Genomic DNA, 16,250 nt, shown 5'->3' with positions numbered 1-16,250 from the left:
GTGGCGCAGTGGGTTGAAGCCGGGTTGTGGGGGTTGGCGGGTGGCGGGGCGCTCGTGGTGGGCGCCCTGGTCGCCTGGTTCGTGCGTGTCCCCCGTGATGTGGTCGCGGTGGTGATGGCGTTCGGTGCGGGTGTGCTGACCGCGGCGGCGGCGTTCGAGCTGATGGACGAGGCGGAGCGCAACGGTGGTCTGCTCGCCACCTCCGTCGGGTTCCTCGGTGGCGCGGTGGTGTACGTGCTGGCGAACGTGCTGCTGGCGCGGCGGGGTGCGCGGCATCGCAAGCGCACCAGCAACCAGCCGTCCGAGCAGGACCAGGCCGGTAGTGGCACGGCGATCGCGGTGGGTGCGTTGCTCGACGGCGTGCCGGAGTCGGTGGTGCTGGGGGTGTCGCTGCTGGGTGGTGGCGGGATCGGGGTGGCGATGCTGGTGGCGGTGGTCATCTCGAACGTGCCGGAAGGGTTGTCCAGCGTCGCCGGTATGAAGCAGGCGGGCCGCGGGGTGGGGTACGTGTTCGGGGTGTGGGGTGCGATCGCGGTGGCCAGCGGTGTCGCCGCGGCTCTGGGCAATCTCGTGCTGGACGACGCGTCACCGCAGCTGATCGCGGTGATCACGGCGGTGGCGGCGGGCGCGATTCTGGCGATGATCGCGGACACGATGATCCCGGAGGCCTACGAACGGGCCAGGCTGTACACGGGGTTGTGCACGACGGCGGGGTTCCTGACCGCGTTCGTGGTGGAACGGTTGGGTTAGTTCACCTGGTGCGATCGGTGCGGCGGCGGTAGGAGTGCAGCCATGGGTGTTCCGCTGGTGGACTTGACCGGATGGTTCGACGGCACGCGGCGTGCCGAGGTGGCGGCGCGGGTGGACGCGGCGTTGCGGGAGTCGGGGTTTCTGCTGATCACCGGGCACGGTGTGCCGGACGAGCTGCGTGATCGCACCCGTGAGCTGACGCGGCGGTTCTTCGCGTTGCCCACCGAGGAGAAGGAGCCCTACGCCGTGCGCACCGGTGGGCGGGGCTGGCTGCCGCCGGACGAGCAGGCCACCGGCCGCGCCGACGGCGGCATGGCACCGCCGGATCTGAAGGAGACGCTGACGTTCGGCTCGGACGACTCCGCGGGCGACGACCCGTTCTTCTTCCGCCCCAACGTCTTCCCGGGCGAGGTGCCCGAGCTGGAACCGGTGGTGACCGACTACCTGCGGCGGATGCGGGCGCTGGCCGACGAGCTGCTGACGATCTTCGCGGTCGCGCTCGGCGAGCCGGAAGACCTGTTCACCCGTCACACGCGCGCGCCCTCGTACAACATGAACGTCAACCACTACCCGCCGCTGCGGCAGGTCGGGCCGCCGAGTCCGGGGCAGTTCCGCATCGGCGAGCACACCGACTTCGGCACGGTGACGATCCTGGACCGCCAGCACGGTGTGGGCGGGCTGCAGGTCCGCGGTGCCGACGGGGTGTGGGAGGACGCGCCGTTCGACCCGGCCGCCTTCACCGTCAACATCGGTGACCTGATGGCCCGCTGGGTGTCGGACCGGTGGCGGTCCACCCCGCACCGCGTGCTCCCGCCGGACGCCTCCGCGCCGGACGAGGACCTGGTGTCGCTGATCTTCTTCTACAACACCGACACCGATGCGAGGATCGTGTCGCTCGACGGCCGTTACCCGGAAGTCGGGGGCGGTGAGTACCTGCGGGCGAAGCTCGCGGCCATCTCGATCGGATGACTTGGGGGCGTTGATGGCGATCGGTGAGCTCTACGACGTGGTGATCGACTGCCCGGATCCGGACGTGCTGGCCGGGTTCTACCGGCAGGTGCTCGGCGGCGAGATCACCGACTCCGACGGCGAGTGGACGACGCTGACCCTCCCGAACGGCAGGAGGCTGTCGTTCCAGCGCGTCGACGACTACTCGCCGCCGCAGTGGCCCGGGCAGGAGCACCCGCAGCAGATCCACCTCGACGTGCTGGTCACCGACCTGGACGCCGCCGAGCCGCTCGTGCTGGAGCTGGGTGCGACGCTGCTGAAGGGCTCACCCCAACCGGTTGGGTTCCGCGTCTACACCGACCCGGCCGGGCACCCGTTCTGCCTGGTCACCAACTAGGCGCGCCAGATCGTGGCGCTGCGGGTCTCGGTGCTCTCCAGCGTCAGCGGCACCGGCACCTCGTAGCGGGCCTGCGCGGTGAACCGGTCGCGCGGCAGGTGCGCGCGATCGGGGTCGCCGAGCAGCACGAGCGCGCCCCGTGCCGCGGCTCTGGTCAGGAACGGCAGCACCAGCGCGGTGATCTGGGCGTCGTAGAAGACGTCGCCGGCCAGCACGACGTCGGCGCCGTGGGCGTCGCTGTCGAGCTGGTCACCGGCCAGGGTGCGGACCGCGACGCCGTTCACGGCGGCGTTGAGCTCCACCGCGGCCAGTGACAGCGGGTCGATGTCGTTGGCGGTCACCGAGTCCGCGCCCGCCAGTGCCGCCGCGATCGCGACCAGGCCGGAGCCGGAGGCGAGGTCGAAGACCTTGCGGTCGCGCACCAGCCCGGGGTGGTCGAGCAGGTGCCGGGCCAGGGCCTGGCCGCCCGCCCACGGGAACGCCCAGAACGGCGGCTCGTCGTTCTCGGTCAGCTCCCACAGGTCCATGGCCTCGACCGCGCTGTGCAGGACCACCTCGGGTACCAGCGGCACCGGCGTGAGGGTCGTGTGGGCGAGCACGAAGTCGGTGAGCGTGGGCGCGGACATGACGGAGAAGCTTAGGGCCGGCGGTCCGCGCCGCCTCAGAGGCGAAAGTCCGCACTCACGTTCCGCCGGTGACGCGCAGGATCGCGCCCGCGGCGTAGGAGGCCTCCTCCGACAGCAGCCACGCGATGGCGTTCGCGATCTCCTCGGCCTCGCCGGGGCGTCCCATCGGCACGCGGCCCGCGACCTTGTCCGGCCGGTCCGGTTGCCCCGACAGCTGGTGGATCTCCGTGCGGATGGTGCCCGGCTGCACGCCGTTGACGCGGATCCCGCGCGGCGCGAGCTCCTTGCCCAGGCCGATCGTCAACGCGTCCACCGCGGCTTTCGTGGCGGCGTAGTGGACGTACTCCCCCGGACTGCCCAGCGTCGCCGCCCCCGACGACACGTTCACGATCGCTCCGCGCGTCATCCGCCGTGCCGCCTCACGGGCCACGAAGAAGGCACCGATCACGTTCACGTCCACCACGCGCCGCAGGTCCTCGGTGCGCAGTTCGGCCAGCGGGCCCGACGGTGAGGTGATGCCGGCGTTGTTCACCACGCCGGTGATGTCGTCGCCCGCGGCGTCGAACAGCCGCGCGACGTCGTCCTCGTTCGACGTGTCGGCCTGCACGGCGAGTACGCCGAGCTCCTTCTCCAGCAGCCGCGCCTCCTCGGCGGACTGGCGGTAGCTGATCACGACCCGGTGCCCGTCGCGCACGAGCCTGCGCGCGGTCGCGGCACCGATACCCCGGCTTCCCCCGGTGATCACCGTTGTCATGTCGCCCACCCTACCCATATATTCGGTGGCGGATATACGGGAGCGGATATGACGTTCAAGCGCACGAACCCGCTGGCCCTCGCGGTGCTGGCCCTGCTGTCGGAACGGCCGATGCACCCCTACGAGATGGCGCAGACCATGCGGGAACGCCATCAGGAGGAGGTGATCAAGCTCAACTACGGCTCCCTCTACACCGTCGTCGAGCAGCTCCACCGCCACGAGCTGATCACCGCCGCCGCCACCCAGAAAGCCGGCAACCGCCCCGAACGCACCGTCTACGCGGTCACCGAGGCGGGCACCGCGGAGCTGCACGACTGGCTGCGCGAGCTGATCGCCGTCCCCGCCAAGGAGTACCGGCGGTTCGAGGCAGGGATCTCGATGGTCGGCCTGCTGCCACCACACGACGCGCTCACCGTCGTCGAACAGCGCCTGGCGGCCGTCGCTGAGCAGCTCACCGCACTGGCCGTGCTGCTGGAGAAGCTCGCCGGCATGGGACTGCCGCAGCTCGCGTGGATCGAGCTCGACTACCGGATGGCCATCCTGCGCGCCGAACGCGCCTGGCTCGCCTGGTTCGCCGCCGCCACCCGCGACGGCACCGTCGGCGGATACGAACACTGGGAGGACAAGCACCGATGAGACTGCTGTTCGAAGTGTCCGGCGTGGTGCACGCGCCGCTGGAAGAGGTGCGGGAGCGGATGTTCGCCGACGCCGGCGAGTCCGGGTCGCACCGGCTCGTCGACCGCGAGCGGGGCGTCATCGCCTACTGGGGCGACTGGTGGTACCGCGGTGAGGACGCGGTGCACCCGCACCCCGAGGGCGCGCTGCTCGTGCACCGCGTCCACAACATCTCCGGCCAGGGCAACTGGGCGCCGTACCTGGCGAACAAGCTGTTCATCGGCTACCGCGCCCGCCTGGAGGAAGCGCTGACGCAGCGGATCGCCCAGCTCGAGAGCTGAGTTTCGCGACGGCCGTCCCGGTGAAACCAAGTAAGGGTGCCCTTATTCCTCACCCGATCGGACGTATAGAGTGTGCAGATGAGGTGCTCGATACTCTCCGACTTCGCGGGCGAACCACTGGCCGGCACGGCCGCGACCGCGACGGCGTGGCTGTGCCTGGAGCAGCCGGGCCCGTGGGGCCGCGACGCGATCGTGCAGAGCCACCTCGACCCCGAGCTCGGTGCCGAACTGCAGCGCCGCGCCGCCGGCACCGGCGTGCGCATCCTGCTCATCCGCCGCCCAGGCAAACACGCCGACCACCGCGTCGCCGGCAGCCGCCGCGTGTACCTGGCCTCGACAAAGCCCGGCGCGTCGTGGCTGGAGCAAGCCGACCTCGCCACGCCGGAAGAAGCCCTCGAACTCGACTTCGCCGCGCTCGGCGACGGCCGTTCCACCGCGTTCGGCACCCCTGTCGACGACCCGCTGCTGCTGGTCTGCACGAACAGCAAACGCGACGTCTGCTGCGCCCTGTACGGCCGCCCGATCGCCACCGCGCTGAACCTGTGGGAGTGCACGCACACCGGCGGACACCGCTTCGCCCCCACCGGCATCCTGCTGCCCACCGGTCACCTGTACGGGCGGCTCGACCACCAGTTGGCCCAGCGCGTCGTCACCGAGGGCATCCTCGCCGATCGGTGCCGCGGCCGGTCCTGCTTCACCCCGCGAGGGCAGGTCGCCGAGGTCGCCGTCCGCGCCCAGATCGGCGAGACCCGCGACGTGCTCACCGTCGTCGGCGAGACGAACGACTCCGCGACCGTGCGGCACGCCGACGGCCGCGAATGGCGGGTGACGCTGAGCGAGCAGCCGGTGCCGCCGCGGCCCGCGAGCTGCGGGAAGTCCCCCGACATCGCGATCGCCCTGGTCGCCACCGCGATCGACGAGCTCGCGCAGGTCTGCCGCTGACGTGGCCGCGGTGCCCACGCTGATCCACCTCAACGGCCCCACCGGCGTCGGCAAGTCGACCATCGCCGCCCGCTACGCCGACGAGCACCCGAAGACGCTCAACCTCGACGCCGACGAGATCGTGCGGCTCATCGGCGGCTGGCGCGACGACTTCCCCGGCACCGTCAGGCTCGTCCGCCCGCTCGCCCTCGCCATGGCCGCCCGGCACCTGTCCTGCGGGCACGACGTGGTCATGCCGCAGCTGATCACCGACCGCGGCCAGAGCGCGGCCTTCGCCCAGGCCGCCGCGGCGGCGGGCGCGCGGTACCGGGAGTTCGTGCTGCTCGCCGCACCCGAGACCACGATCGACCGCTTCCGGCGGCGTGACCACCACATCGACACCGCCGTCGAGGCGATGGGCGGCGCCACCGTGATCCGCCGCATCCACCAGCATCTCGCCGCCTACCTCACGCCCGAAAGCGTCGTCATCGAGACCGACGGCGCCGACGCCGACCACACATACGAAACGCTGATGGCCGCGCTGGCGAAGGAGCCGGGCACTGCCGGACCCGGCCGGTAGGTTGATCGGATGGGTCCCCTGCAGAGCACACATGTCGTCGCCACCGACCGAAGACGCGTCATGGGCCGCGTGCTGCTGGTCGTCGCGCTGGTCAGCGCCCTGCTGCTGGTGCTGATGTTCGTGATCGACCTGGACGGCGCGCAGTACGCGCTGATCTTCGCCGCCTTCCCGCTGCTCATCGCCGGCCCGGCCGCGGTGGTGCTGCTGCGCAAGGCGGGCAAGCCCGAGGTCATCGAGGTCTACGAGAGCGGTCTCGCGCACGAGTTCGGCGGCGTGCGCCGGGCCTGGACGTGGGACCAGGTCAAGGCCGTCGACGTCGCCGAACGCGGCACCTACTCCTACACCGGCTCGGACATCGACTGCACGATCCGGTTCGCCGACGGGGCGCTGCTGCACTTCACCGGCCTCACCCAGGACAGCCGCGTGATCGTCGCCGCGCTGGGCACCCACTGCGCCGCCGCGGCGCGCGAACCGATCCGCAAGCACGTCAAAGGCCGTGCCGCCGCGGTGCTGGGGCCGATCACGCTCGTCGGCGGAGGCATCACCGCGTGGGCCATTTCCACGATCCCCGGCACCCCGGACGGCGGTGACCAGTTCGGGCTGGCGATGCTCGCCGTCGCGTGCGTGGTGCCCGCCGTGATCAGCCTGATTCTGCTGATCTCCGTTCTGGTGACGGGCCGGCGTTAGGGACGGTCGCGGAGAACACGCCGATCCCCAGCGCGTACGGGTCGTCCAGGCCGACGGTCTCGAGCGTCTCCACCGGCAACGCCAGCAGCGAGATCGCCACCCCCAGGAAGTAGGCGTCGAGCAGGCCCGTGTCGCGCACCGTCGAGGGCAGCCCGGCCGCCTGCTGCAACGCCGCACCGGCCTCGGCGTTGGCCAGCACCATCCCCGACAGGGCCGCCCGCACACCGGGTCGGCGCACGGCCTCCAGGTACAGCTCGACCATCGCGAGCATCTGGGTCGGGTCGTCGGCCACCGCGCGGCGCAGCAGCGCCGGGTAGAGCTCGGCGACGTCGGAGGCGCTGATGTCGGCCGGCGTCGTCTCGCGCAGGCGGTCGACCGCCGCGCGGTGCAACGACGTCATGCGCGCCGCCGCGGCCTCGAGGATCGACTCGCGGGTCGGGAAGTAGTTCTTGGTGGTGCCGATGGGGACGCCGGCCTCGCGGTCGATCGCGCGGTGGGTCAGTCCCCGGCCGCCTTCCACCGCGAGGATCTGGATCGCGGTGTCGCAGAGAAGATCACGACGGCTCACGGTCCGGGACACTAGCAAGATCACCACGGGTGTGGTGAATCGGGGCGAACGTGCTGGTCCCGGCGGTCGCGATGATGACCCCGCGTTCGACGACCAGGAACAGGCCGCACACGCAGCGGACGTAGGACACCGAGCCGTGGGCGGAGACGGCGGAGGAGCAGGGCCAGCGGCAGGCGGGGCAGGTGGCGATCATGCACCCCAGCCTGATGTCATGGTCTAGTGCATTTCAACCCTTACGGCGGGGCGGCCGCCGAGCTCGCCGCGAAACTGGTCAACGCCGACCGCGCCACACCCCTGCTCGACGTGCTGAAAGCCTCCGACTACAAGCCGCTCGGCTCCCTCGACGCCCGCCAGGAACGTGACGTACGAGACTGGGTCGAGCGGCTGCGGCAGGTCTTCCGCGCCCCGGCCGTGGACCTGCTCAACGAGCTTCTGGCCGAGTCGTCGACCACGCACTACATCTCCACCCACGACGGCCGCGCGCCGCACCTGCACTACGCGCGCGAGGACGCCCCCACCGACGTGCGGGTCAAGGCCTACACGGCCGCGGGCATGGCGGCGTTGTTCTGCGAGGACGCCGGGCGCATCGGCTGGTGCGACCGCGACGGCTGCGACACCGTGTTCGTCGACACCAGCCGCAACGGCCGCCGCCGCTTCTGCTCCACCAAGTGCGCCAACCGCGTCGCCGTGGCACAGCACCGCAGCCGTCAGTCGGCGTGAACCCGGTGCCCGAAGCGGATGTTCTCGAACGACGTCTCGCCGCCGAACGCCGCGTCCACGAAGTCCTCGCGGCCACGGAACCACGTGCCGGCGAACGACGCGGCACCGGCGAACCAGGCACGCCGGAACAGCGCACGCCCACCGAACCGCACACGTGAGCAGTCCAGCTCCGAGCCGAACCGGGCACCGGTGAAATCCGCGCGGCCGGACCACCGGGTCCCGCGCAGCGTCACCGCCCCGGCGGCGTGGATGCCGGAGAACTCGCCGTTGCCGCACACCGTCGCCTCGCGCAGCCCGAACCCGCGCGCGAACACCGACTGCGTGCACACCACGTGCCGCCCGAAGAACGCCCCGTGCGCGGTGAAGTCACCGAGGAACGTGGCCAGGTCGAAGCGGGCGTCGCCGACGAACCGGCTGCCGTCCAGCCGGGCAGCGCCCACCCGGCACTGCGCCAGGTCGAAGTCGACGAGCGTGGTGTGGCGCAGGTCGATGTCGCTGCCCAGCCAGAAACCCGGCCCCGGCCGCAGCCGCGCCGTCAGGCTCGCCTGCAGCACCAGCCGCCACCGCTGATCGGCCTCGGTGCCCGGCCACGGCAGTTCCCGCAGCGCCTCGCACAGCAGGTCCAGCGCCGGCTGCCGGTGCTCCACCGCCCGCGCGCCGTACTCGGCCCAGTCACGCAGGCCGCTCAGGCGTGCGTCGGCGTCGCGGGAAAGCAGCCGGGAGCGGATGTCGCGCACCGGTGTCCGCGCCGGGCGGGACGGAGGCACCTCGACGTCGTGGTGGAAGGTGAGCCGGGTCAGCCAGCGCGAGAGAGACACCATGCGTTCGATGATGTGACCTGGGTCATTCCATCAGACAGTGGTGGAATTCAACGCGGCACCCATTGGCCTGTCAGCCGGCGACGTCGCCGAGCTTGCGCGGGAACTCCCATTCTGTAGATCACCTGTCGGCGCTTAGGGTCGGTCCATGGAGCTGACGGAGCTGTGTTTCGCAGGGGTGGCCAGGCAGGCGCACGCCGTGCGGTCCGGTGAGGTGACCGCGCGCGACCTGGTCACCGAGCACCTCGCCCGCATCGAGCGCCTCGATCCGCAGCTCAACGCGTTCCGCGCGGTGTTCGCCGAGCAGGCACTGGCCGAAGCCGACGCCGCCGACAAACGGAAATCGCGCGGCGAGGAGGTGCCGCTGCTGGGCGTGCCGATCGCGGTCAAGGAGGACATCGCGATCGCGGGACTGCCGACGACGAAGGGCACCAACGCCGCCCGCACACCGGAACCTGCGGACTCCGCGATCGTCGAGCGGCTGCGCAAGGCGGGAGCGGTGATCATCGGCCGCACCCGCATGCCCGAGCTCGGCCTGTGGCCCTACACCGAGAGCGGCTGGGCCGGGCCGACGCGCAACCCGTGGTCGCTGACGCACTCCCCCGGCGGTTCCAGCGGTGGCTCCGCCGCGGCGGTCGCGGCCGGGCTCGCCGCGGCGGCCATCGGCACCGACGGCGCCGGGTCGATCCGCATCCCGTCCGCGGTGACGGGTCTGTTCGGGCTCAAGCCCCAGCGCGGCCGGGTCTCCCTCGCACCGGAACGCGAGGTGTGGGGCGGGCTCGTCGTCGCGGGGCCGATCACCCGCACCGTGCTGGACTGGGCGTTGGTCGCCGACCAGATCCACGGCGCGGCACCCGGTGACGTGCACGTCGCGCACCCGCCGCGCACCAGCTTCACCGAGGCGGCCACGACCGACCCAGGAAAGCTGCGGATCGGGGTGTCGCTGCGGCCGTGGGGTCCTGGCATCCCGATCGCCGACGAGGTCCGCGACGCCGTGCAGGACACCGCCGCGCTGCTCACCGACCTCGGCCACGACGTCATGCGCATCGACCCGCCCATGCGTGACGTCGTCGCGTCGACCCAGTTCGCCGTGCGGTACCTGCACAACGCCCATCTGGCGCGCAACGGCATGGAGTTCCCCGACCTCGTCGAGGCCCGCACCCGCGCGGTCGCCGAACTGGGCCGCCGCCTGCCGCGCGGCCTGGTCCGCTGGGCCCGCAAGGACGACGCGTCGCTCACCGCCTACGCGAACCGGATCTTCACCTCGGTCGACGTGCTGCTCACCCCGGCGCTGACCCGCCCCCCGATCCGCGTCGGCGAGTGGGACCACCGCAACGTCGTCACCGCGCTGCTGGCCGCCTCGCACTACACGTCGTTCCTGCAGATCTGGAACGTCGTGGGCAACCCGGCCGCCGTCGTCCCGGCCGGCCGCACGTCCTCCGGTCTGCCGCTCGCGGTGCAGCTGGTGGGCCGCCGTCACGACGAGTGCACGCTGCTGTCGGTGTCCGCCCAGCTGGAGCGCGCCCGGCCGTGGGCGGACCGGACCCCCTCCGGCCTCGGTCAGAGTCCTCGCCGGGACAACTCGTCGAGCAGTTGACGGTCCGCGACGTGGCGGGACTTGATGTGCTCCAGGTAGTCGGCGAAGGCGTCGGGCTGCAGACCGCGTAGCTGGTGGAGCCATTCGACGACGAGTTCCTGCTCCTCTATGCCGCGCCGCGCGAGCTCGACCTCGACGATGCGCCGGTAGACCTCGATCGCGAGGCGGCTGCCGTCCTGCACGAGGTGGTTCACGAGCTCCGCCCGCACCGGCGGCCAGTCGGTGTGCACGACCAGGGCCCGGATCTTGAGGTAGACGTCGAGGTTGGGCCGGGCGAAGAACGCCTGCTTGCACACCTCCACCGCCCGCGGCGGGCTGCCGCGCCGCAGGTGTTCCTCCACAGCCAGGTCGATCAGCCGCAGTGCCGCACCCCGCCCGCCGACCGCGTGCAGCCCGCGGTCGACCCAGTCGAGGGCCTCGTCGCCGCGGCCGTTGTCGCGCAGCACGGTCGCGACCTGCAGGTAGTGCCAGCCCGAGGACAGGTCCTTCGACAGCACCAGCAGCTGCAGGTCGACGTCGTCGGTGTACTCGGCCAGCTCCTCCATGATCCGCAGCAACGCCCAGCGCTCGCGGTCGTAGCGGCCGGTCTCGCCGAACCCGATCACGGGCAGCAGCTCGAACAACGTCACCGCGCGCTCGCGGTAGTGGCTCAGCCCCTCCTCGTCGAGCGCGTCGGCGTAGGCGGCCAGGCTGACGTCGGGGGCGTCGGGGTGGCGCAGCTGCAGGTCGAGCAGCCAGTCGGCGAGCCGGACCGGGTCCGGGCGGGTCTGGGCGCACGCGCGGGCGTGGGTGCCGAGCACGCGGTGGGCCAGTTCGGCGAGCTCGACCCGGTGTCTTCTGGTGCTCGCCACTCCGTCGGCCAGCTGGGTGACGATCTGCTCGATCAGCCCGACCAGCTCCGGGCCGGGGTCGGTGACCAGCAACGACTGCAGCTCGACCGACACGCCCGTGAGGGCCTGCCAGCGGGCCGGCCAGTCCGCGTCCTCGCCGTCGGCCTCGAGCAACGCGGAGGCGACGGCGGCGGGCAGCGAGGTCATCACAACATCATTCCCGCGTAGCCCAGTCGAGTGCCACAGATGTCGCCCTAACGGATTTAAGGTTCACCTTCCGTCGTTGCCGTTCGGTACGCGGGGAGCTTCCGTACTCTCTGAGCGTACGAAAGCGCCCCGCGTACGCCGCCCGAACGGGGAGCGCTACCGGTGGGGCAGGAAGTTGAGCAGGACACCGGCGAGCAGGACGACGTAGGACAGCCCGGTGACCACGCTGGTCGAGATCAGCGTGGCCTTGATCGGCTGCCGCACGCACTGGTAGGCGATCAGGCCGGGCACGATGAAGCCGAGCGTGCCGTGGGAGAACAGGAACGGCCGGTCGCTCGACAGGAACAGGAAGATCGTCAGCTGCAGGAACACCCCGAGCAGCAGCACCGTGGCGAAGAGCCTCTTGCCGTAGAGGATCACCAGCCGTTGCAGCAGCCGTGTCCCGAAGTAGGTCGCCACGGTGACCCCGGCGATGATCCACAGCCTGCGCGGGTCGGTGATCAGGGCCAGGCCGAGCCAGCCCGGCGTGATCATCCCGCCTGGCGAGAGGTTGGACACCAGGTAGCAGCCGAGCGAGAACACCAGCCCGATCGCGATGGCCAGCACCGCCACCTCGGGCGTCAGCGTCGCGGTCAGCACCGTTCCACCGCCCGTTCGAGGTGGCCCAGCAGCAGCTCACCCTGACCGTGGATGTTGCCGATGGCGACCAGCGACGCCTCGTCGTCGATCTCGTCGACGACGGCCTTCAGGATGTCCTCGACCGGCCGGTTCGCACCGCCCAGGTCGAACGCCTCGCCCTGCCAGCCCGGTGGGACCTTCGCCAGCGCCGATCGGCTGGGGTGGCCGATCACGAAGAGCTTGTCGGTGAGCAGTTCCGGCACGATCTCGCCCATCTGGCCGTTGCGTTCGACCCGGTCGGGACGGCAGTTGATCAGGGTGAAGATCGGCGCCTGGATCTGCCGGCGCTCGATGAGCTGTTGCACGTTCATCACGGTGGACCTGGGATCGTTGGCGGCGAAGACGTTGGCGAACCGCAGCGTCTTGGTGCCGAAGCGGTAGGACTCGACGGTGAGCACGCCGGGATCGGGCGGCGCCTCCTGCATTCCTTTCAGCGCCAGGTCGCGCGGCACCCCAACCAGGCGGGCGACCTCCAGCGAGATGGCGACGTTCTCCTTGAAGGAGTGGTAGGCGAACCCGTCCAGCTCCTCGTCGGTGACGTCGTCGGGATCGACGGCGATCAGCAGGCACGACCGCTTGTCCGCTTCCTCCTGGAGGATGTGCAGCAGGTCGCGTTCGGCCGTGACGCAGACACCGCCGACGGGCATGGACCGCGACAGCGACCGCGCCACGTCCTCCAATGTCGGGCCCATCTCCTGCAGGTGGTCCTCGCGGACGTTGCTCAGCACCCCGATGGTGGACTGGATGAGCTTGGTCTGGTTGACCTCCTGCAGCGGCGGCATGACCGCCATGCACTCCATGACCAGCACGTCCGGCCGGGCCGCCGCGGCGCGGCGCACGATGCCGATCTGCTCGACCACGTTCGCGATGCCGAACTTGCGGTACACCGGCTCCTCGGTGGCGTCCGGGTGGATGAACCGGGCCGCCGTGCCGGTGGTCTTCGCGACGACCGTCAGGCCACCACCGCGCAGCGCCCCGGCGCACAGCCGGGTGACCGAGCTCTTGCCGCGGATGCCGTTGACGAGGATGCGGCTGGGAATGCCGTGCAGCGTGCGCAGGTGCCGGCGTTGCTCGACGATCCCCGCGACGAGCAGCACGCCGAGGACCGCGGCGAACACCGTGTACAGGAACAACATTCAGGCCCTCCCGAGCAGGTCGCGCCGGACGCGTTCGAGGTCGCGTGCGACGAGGCCGAGATGGTCGTAGCGGCGGACGATGACCGGTGTGGCGGTGTCGCCGCCCGCGATCCGCCTGGCATCGCGGGCCAGCGCCAGCAGGGGGCTGATGACCACCGCGTACAACCAGCCGAAGACCACGACGGTCAGTGCCGCGATGAGCACCCCCAGCAGGACCAGTTCGTTGCGTTCCGACGAGTGCGGAAGCGTCAGTGACGTCTCCGGCCGGTCGGTGACCACGACGAGGCCGAGCTGCCGGGTCTGTTCGGTCGTGGTCACCGGCGCCCAGCTCACGAGGTGACGGCGGCCGTCGACGTCGTGCAGGGCGGCCCCCGCTCCCGCGGTGCGCGCGGACTGGGCGGCCTGGTCGAGGTCCGGCCTGGTCAGCGGTTCGAACGCGGTGAAGCCCGACGTCGCGCCGATCACCAGCCGGTCGGCGTTGAGCAGCCGCGTGTTTCCCGGACCGGCCAGGGCGAGCGGCGAGATCAGCGACTGCGGCTTGAACTCGGCGACGATCCGGCCCGCCCGGTCACCGGTGACCGGCACCGCGACGAAGACCCGCGGTGACACGCCCTGGGGTGCGGCGGCCGCGAGCGCCGGTTTGTCCGACGCGGCGACCGCGCCCGCGTCGACGTCCTCGCCGGCCTTGGCCAGCACGGCGCCGCTCGGTGAGAGGTAGGCGGCTCCGCGGTACCGGGTTCGCGTGGACATCAGCTGCGTGAGCAACCGGCCTGGGGTGTCGACGTCGTGGAGCGTCTTGATGCCCGCGGCGACGGCGTTGAGGTCGGACGCGCCGCTGTCGAGTGCTCGTTGCAGCTGACGGGCGGCCAGCGCCGTGCGGGTCTGCTGTTCGGTCACGACGCTCTGCGGAATGTCCTCCACCAGCCAGGACGACGGCGCGGTCGCCACGGCCGCGCCGAGGCCGAGGAAGGCGGTGCCGCCGAGCGTCCAGACGGCGAGGGCGATCGGGAAGTGACGGCAGGAACGTGTGGTCATCTCCGGCCTGCCAGTTCCTCGTCGGCCGTCTGGTCGGCCTTGGGCGTGCGGGCCTGGGCGAACGTTTGGGCGACGCGGCCCGCCTCGCCGTACTTCGGTGCTGGCGCTGCCGGCTCGCCGCTGACCTGCCTCAGCCTGCGGATCGGCCGCTGCACGACCAGGAACAGCGCCGCGAACACGACCACGACCAGGGCCGCCAGCGTCGTGCCCGCGGTGATCGCGCGACGCCGGGAGTCGTCGGTGGCCACGGCGACGTCGGTGACCGGCTTGGCCGACACCACGCTCCAGCCGAGACCGTTCGCCGGGGCCCGTCCGGTCAGGGAGGCCCAGGCGAGCACATCCATCCGGTCGCCCGCCTGCCGCGCCTGGCTGCCCGCGGCGTTCTCGCCGGGATCCGCCTCGGGTGGGACGAACCCCTCCGGTGGTTGTTTGCTCGTGCCCACGCCGACGATCGCCGCACCGGACCGGTCGACCAGCCACGTGCCCTCCGCACCCGCCGCGGTGAGCAGGTCGCTCAGGCGGTTCGGGTCGTAGTGCCCGACCAGCAGGTACTTCGCCTCCGCCGGTTTGCCCACGGGCGTGTACTGCACGATCTGGTGTGTCGTGCCGACCTGGGCGATCTTCATGCCCGCCTCCTTGGGCAGGGGCTCACCGAGCACCGCGGGCTGGGCGGGCTCACCGACCTGGGCGATGACGGTCCTGGTGGTCTGGTCCAGGACGTAGAGCGACTTCCAGATCCGGGCCCGGAACGGGATCAGCAACGCGCGGTTGCGTTGCCGCAGGGATTCGTCGACGACGGTGGCGACCTCGGCCATGCTGCTCAGCCCGCCGTTGAGCGACCGGGTGATGGCCTGCGCGGCCGCGGTCGCGCTCTCGCGCCGGGCGTCGAGCACGGACTGGGGCACCGGGGACACCGCGCGCGGCCGCGCCAGATAGGCGGTCGCACCGCCCGCCAGCAGCGTGAACAGGACCAGCCCTGTGATCCAGGGCGCCAGCACGCCGGGGACACGGGTGCGGCTCATCTGTCGCCCTTCCTCACCGCGAGCACGGACGCGACCTGGTCACGGGCCGACGGGCTGTCGCGGATGTCCCTGGACACCTCGACGTGGACGAAGTCGGCCTTCTGCTCGTCGGAGTAGCGCGCCTGCACGTTGGTGGTCGCCTCCAGACCGGGGCACCCGGTCACCCACGGCTTGCACACCGACAGGCCCGCCGACTCCAGCCGCTGGGCGGTCTGCTGCGCGAACTGGTTTTTCAGTGGTGGTCCGGCGGAGACGACGACGTCGCTGTCGGGAGCGGTCTCGTTCTGGAACCCGTGCAGCTGCACGACCGGTATCCGGCGCCGCACCAGCAGCTCGTGCAGGTCCTCGAAGACGCTGCTGGTCGTGTGCGCCATGTCGGCCACCCGGTTCTCCGCGGCGCGGCGGTGCGCCCCGGCGACCACCAGCACCGAGCCCGGCGCCTTGCGGAACAGCTCGACGCCGAGCGACTCGCTGTCCTGGTCGGCCTTGGGGTGCGGGACCTCGATGCCCAGGCGGGCGCTCTCCGAGGTGTCGATCATGATCCGGCCCCAGCCGCGGGAGTCCACGGCGTTGTCGGAGATCTCGTAGAACGTACGGTTGGTCGCGGTGTCGACCCGTTCGCGGATCGTGTAGCCCACCGCGGCGAGCACGTCTCCGGCCTGACCCGCCGCGTTGTCGAGAACGCGCTGCACGCCGTTGCTCACGGCGGTGCGCTCGGCCTGGGTCGGCCGCGTGTAGCCGGTCTCCGCGGACATGCCCTGGGAGAACCGCTGAACGTCGGAAAGCAGGTCGGTCTTGCCGGCGGTGTCGGGTTTGTCGTCCTTCTTGCCGGTGGGAAGCAGATACAGCACGAGCCCGGCGACGACGATCGCGACCACGATCGTCACGCTGACCCGTACGGTCGAGCGAAGTTTGATCACAAATAGAACCTGGCACGGCCACGACCGGCGTGGCCGTGCGATGTATCTATCGTCCAGCCACCACTGGACACCTGGAGGGCTCACGACCAGTCACCCGGAC

The 16,250-nt window shown here is 71.2% G+C and carries 21 protein-coding genes; 10 read left to right on the top strand and 11 right to left on the bottom strand.

Annotation, left to right across the window (positions count from 1 at the left end; all coding sequences use genetic code 11):
• The 3 genes from JOD27_RS30700 to JOD27_RS30690 are packed head-to-tail and all read left to right on the top strand — an operon-like array spanning position 1 to position 2,095.
• A complete protein-coding gene (locus JOD27_RS30700) occupies positions 1-750 on the top strand; it encodes a ZIP family metal transporter (protein WP_204765782.1) in 750 nt (249 codons plus the stop codon).
• 42 nt (positions 751-792) lie between these two features.
• The gene (locus JOD27_RS30695; RefSeq protein WP_204765781.1) at positions 793-1,719 is read left to right on the top strand and encodes an isopenicillin N synthase family dioxygenase; all 927 of its coding nucleotides are present in this window, start codon (positions 793-795) and stop codon (positions 1,717-1,719) included.
• A 13-nt stretch (positions 1,720-1,732) separates the two neighbouring features.
• Positions 1,733-2,095, top strand: coding sequence for a VOC family protein (locus tag JOD27_RS30690; RefSeq protein ID WP_204765780.1), 363 nt, complete (start codon positions 1,733-1,735; stop codon positions 2,093-2,095).
• Here JOD27_RS30690 and JOD27_RS30685 read toward each other — a convergent pair.
• Positions 2,092-2,721, bottom strand: coding sequence for a class I SAM-dependent methyltransferase (locus JOD27_RS30685; protein WP_204765779.1), 630 nt, complete (start codon positions 2,719-2,721; stop codon positions 2,092-2,094). The two genes, JOD27_RS30690 and JOD27_RS30685, sit on opposite strands and share 4 nt — an antisense overlap.
• A gap of 55 nt (positions 2,722-2,776) precedes the next feature.
• The gene (locus tag JOD27_RS30680) at positions 2,777-3,475 is read right to left on the bottom strand and encodes an SDR family oxidoreductase (RefSeq protein ID WP_204765778.1); all 699 of its coding nucleotides are present in this window, start codon (positions 3,473-3,475) and stop codon (positions 2,777-2,779) included.
• Positions 3,476-3,523: 48 nt separating this feature from the next.
• Here JOD27_RS30680 and JOD27_RS30675 point away from each other — a divergent pair, with 48 nt between their 5' ends.
• The 5 genes from JOD27_RS30675 to JOD27_RS30655 all read left to right on the top strand — a co-directional run bounded on the left by JOD27_RS30675 (position 3,524) and on the right by JOD27_RS30655 (position 6,619).
• Positions 3,524-4,111 (top strand): PadR family transcriptional regulator, encoded by a 588-nt coding sequence (locus JOD27_RS30675; RefSeq protein WP_204765777.1) that lies wholly within the window; start codon positions 3,524-3,526, stop codon positions 4,109-4,111.
• Positions 4,108-4,431: a hypothetical protein gene (locus JOD27_RS30670; RefSeq protein ID WP_204765776.1), complete on the top strand. Its 324-nt coding sequence runs from the start codon at positions 4,108-4,110 to the stop codon at positions 4,429-4,431. Before JOD27_RS30675 ends, JOD27_RS30670 begins: the two co-directional genes overlap by 4 nt.
• 78 nt (positions 4,432-4,509) lie before the next feature.
• Positions 4,510-5,373 carry a ferredoxin family protein gene (locus JOD27_RS30665; RefSeq protein WP_204765775.1) on the top strand — a complete coding sequence of 288 codons (864 nt, stop codon included), beginning with the start codon at positions 4,510-4,512 and terminating at the stop codon, positions 5,371-5,373.
• A 10-nt stretch (positions 5,374-5,383) separates the two neighbouring features.
• Positions 5,384-5,932: an AAA family ATPase gene (locus JOD27_RS30660; RefSeq protein WP_204765774.1), complete on the top strand. Its 549-nt coding sequence runs from the start codon at positions 5,384-5,386 to the stop codon at positions 5,930-5,932.
• A 9-nt stretch (positions 5,933-5,941) separates the two neighbouring features.
• Entirely contained in the window at positions 5,942-6,619 is a 678-nt protein-coding gene (locus JOD27_RS30655; protein WP_204765773.1) for a hypothetical protein, read from the top strand.
• Here the strand turns inward: JOD27_RS30655 and JOD27_RS30650 are convergent.
• On the bottom strand, positions 6,573-7,187 hold the full coding sequence (locus JOD27_RS30650; protein ID WP_307830418.1) for a TetR/AcrR family transcriptional regulator: 615 nt from the start codon (positions 7,185-7,187) through the stop codon (positions 6,573-6,575). The two genes, JOD27_RS30655 and JOD27_RS30650, sit on opposite strands and share 47 nt — an antisense overlap.
• Positions 7,174-7,380, bottom strand: a complete 207-nt coding sequence (locus JOD27_RS30645) for a hypothetical protein (RefSeq protein WP_204765772.1) — start codon at positions 7,378-7,380, stop codon at positions 7,174-7,176. Before JOD27_RS30645 ends, JOD27_RS30650 begins: the two co-directional genes overlap by 14 nt.
• Before the next feature lie 26 nt (positions 7,381-7,406).
• On the opposite strand from JOD27_RS30645, the gene JOD27_RS30640 reads away from it, so the two are divergent.
• Complete coding sequence (locus JOD27_RS30640; protein WP_204765771.1) at positions 7,407-7,907, top strand: CGNR zinc finger domain-containing protein; 501 nt, start codon at positions 7,407-7,409, stop codon at positions 7,905-7,907.
• Here JOD27_RS30640 and JOD27_RS30635 read toward each other — a convergent pair.
• The gene (locus tag JOD27_RS30635) at positions 7,895-8,728 is read right to left on the bottom strand and encodes a pentapeptide repeat-containing protein (RefSeq protein WP_204765770.1); all 834 of its coding nucleotides are present in this window, start codon (positions 8,726-8,728) and stop codon (positions 7,895-7,897) included. The two genes, JOD27_RS30640 and JOD27_RS30635, sit on opposite strands and share 13 nt — an antisense overlap.
• Positions 8,729-8,873: 145 nt before the next feature.
• Between JOD27_RS30635 and JOD27_RS30630 the strand changes: the two genes are divergently transcribed.
• On the top strand, positions 8,874-10,322 hold the full coding sequence (locus tag JOD27_RS30630) for an amidase (protein WP_204765769.1): 1,449 nt from the start codon (positions 8,874-8,876) through the stop codon (positions 10,320-10,322).
• Here the strand turns inward: JOD27_RS30630 and JOD27_RS30625 are convergent.
• The 6 genes from JOD27_RS30625 to JOD27_RS30600 form a co-directional block, all read right to left on the bottom strand.
• Complete coding sequence (locus tag JOD27_RS30625) at positions 10,286-11,359, bottom strand: hypothetical protein (protein ID WP_204765768.1); 1,074 nt, start codon at positions 11,357-11,359, stop codon at positions 10,286-10,288. The genes JOD27_RS30630 and JOD27_RS30625 overlap by 37 nt on opposite strands.
• A gap of 156 nt (positions 11,360-11,515) precedes the next feature.
• Entirely contained in the window at positions 11,516-11,998 is a 483-nt protein-coding gene (locus JOD27_RS30620; RefSeq protein ID WP_204765767.1) for a poly-gamma-glutamate biosynthesis protein PgsC/CapC, read from the bottom strand.
• Positions 11,992-13,173, bottom strand: a complete 1,182-nt coding sequence (gene pgsB, locus JOD27_RS30615; protein ID WP_204765766.1) for a poly-gamma-glutamate synthase PgsB — start codon at positions 13,171-13,173, stop codon at positions 11,992-11,994. Before pgsB ends, JOD27_RS30620 begins: the two co-directional genes overlap by 7 nt.
• Positions 13,174-14,208 (bottom strand): cache domain-containing protein, encoded by a 1,035-nt coding sequence (locus JOD27_RS30610; RefSeq protein ID WP_204765765.1) that lies wholly within the window; start codon positions 14,206-14,208, stop codon positions 13,174-13,176.
• A complete protein-coding gene (locus JOD27_RS30605) occupies positions 14,205-15,230 on the bottom strand; it encodes a hypothetical protein (RefSeq protein WP_204765764.1) in 1,026 nt (341 codons plus the stop codon). Before JOD27_RS30605 ends, JOD27_RS30610 begins: the two co-directional genes overlap by 4 nt.
• Complete coding sequence (locus JOD27_RS30600) at positions 15,227-16,150, bottom strand: hypothetical protein (RefSeq protein WP_204765763.1); 924 nt, start codon at positions 16,148-16,150, stop codon at positions 15,227-15,229. Before JOD27_RS30600 ends, JOD27_RS30605 begins: the two co-directional genes overlap by 4 nt.
• Positions 16,151-16,250 lie beyond the last annotated feature (100 nt).

This window comes from Lentzea nigeriaca, from assembly GCF_016907955.1.
GTDB lineage: Bacteria > Actinomycetota > Actinomycetes > Mycobacteriales > Pseudonocardiaceae > Lentzea > Lentzea nigeriaca.
Note: the sequence above shows the minus strand (reverse complement) of the source record. Positions and strands in the feature narration are given on the sequence as shown.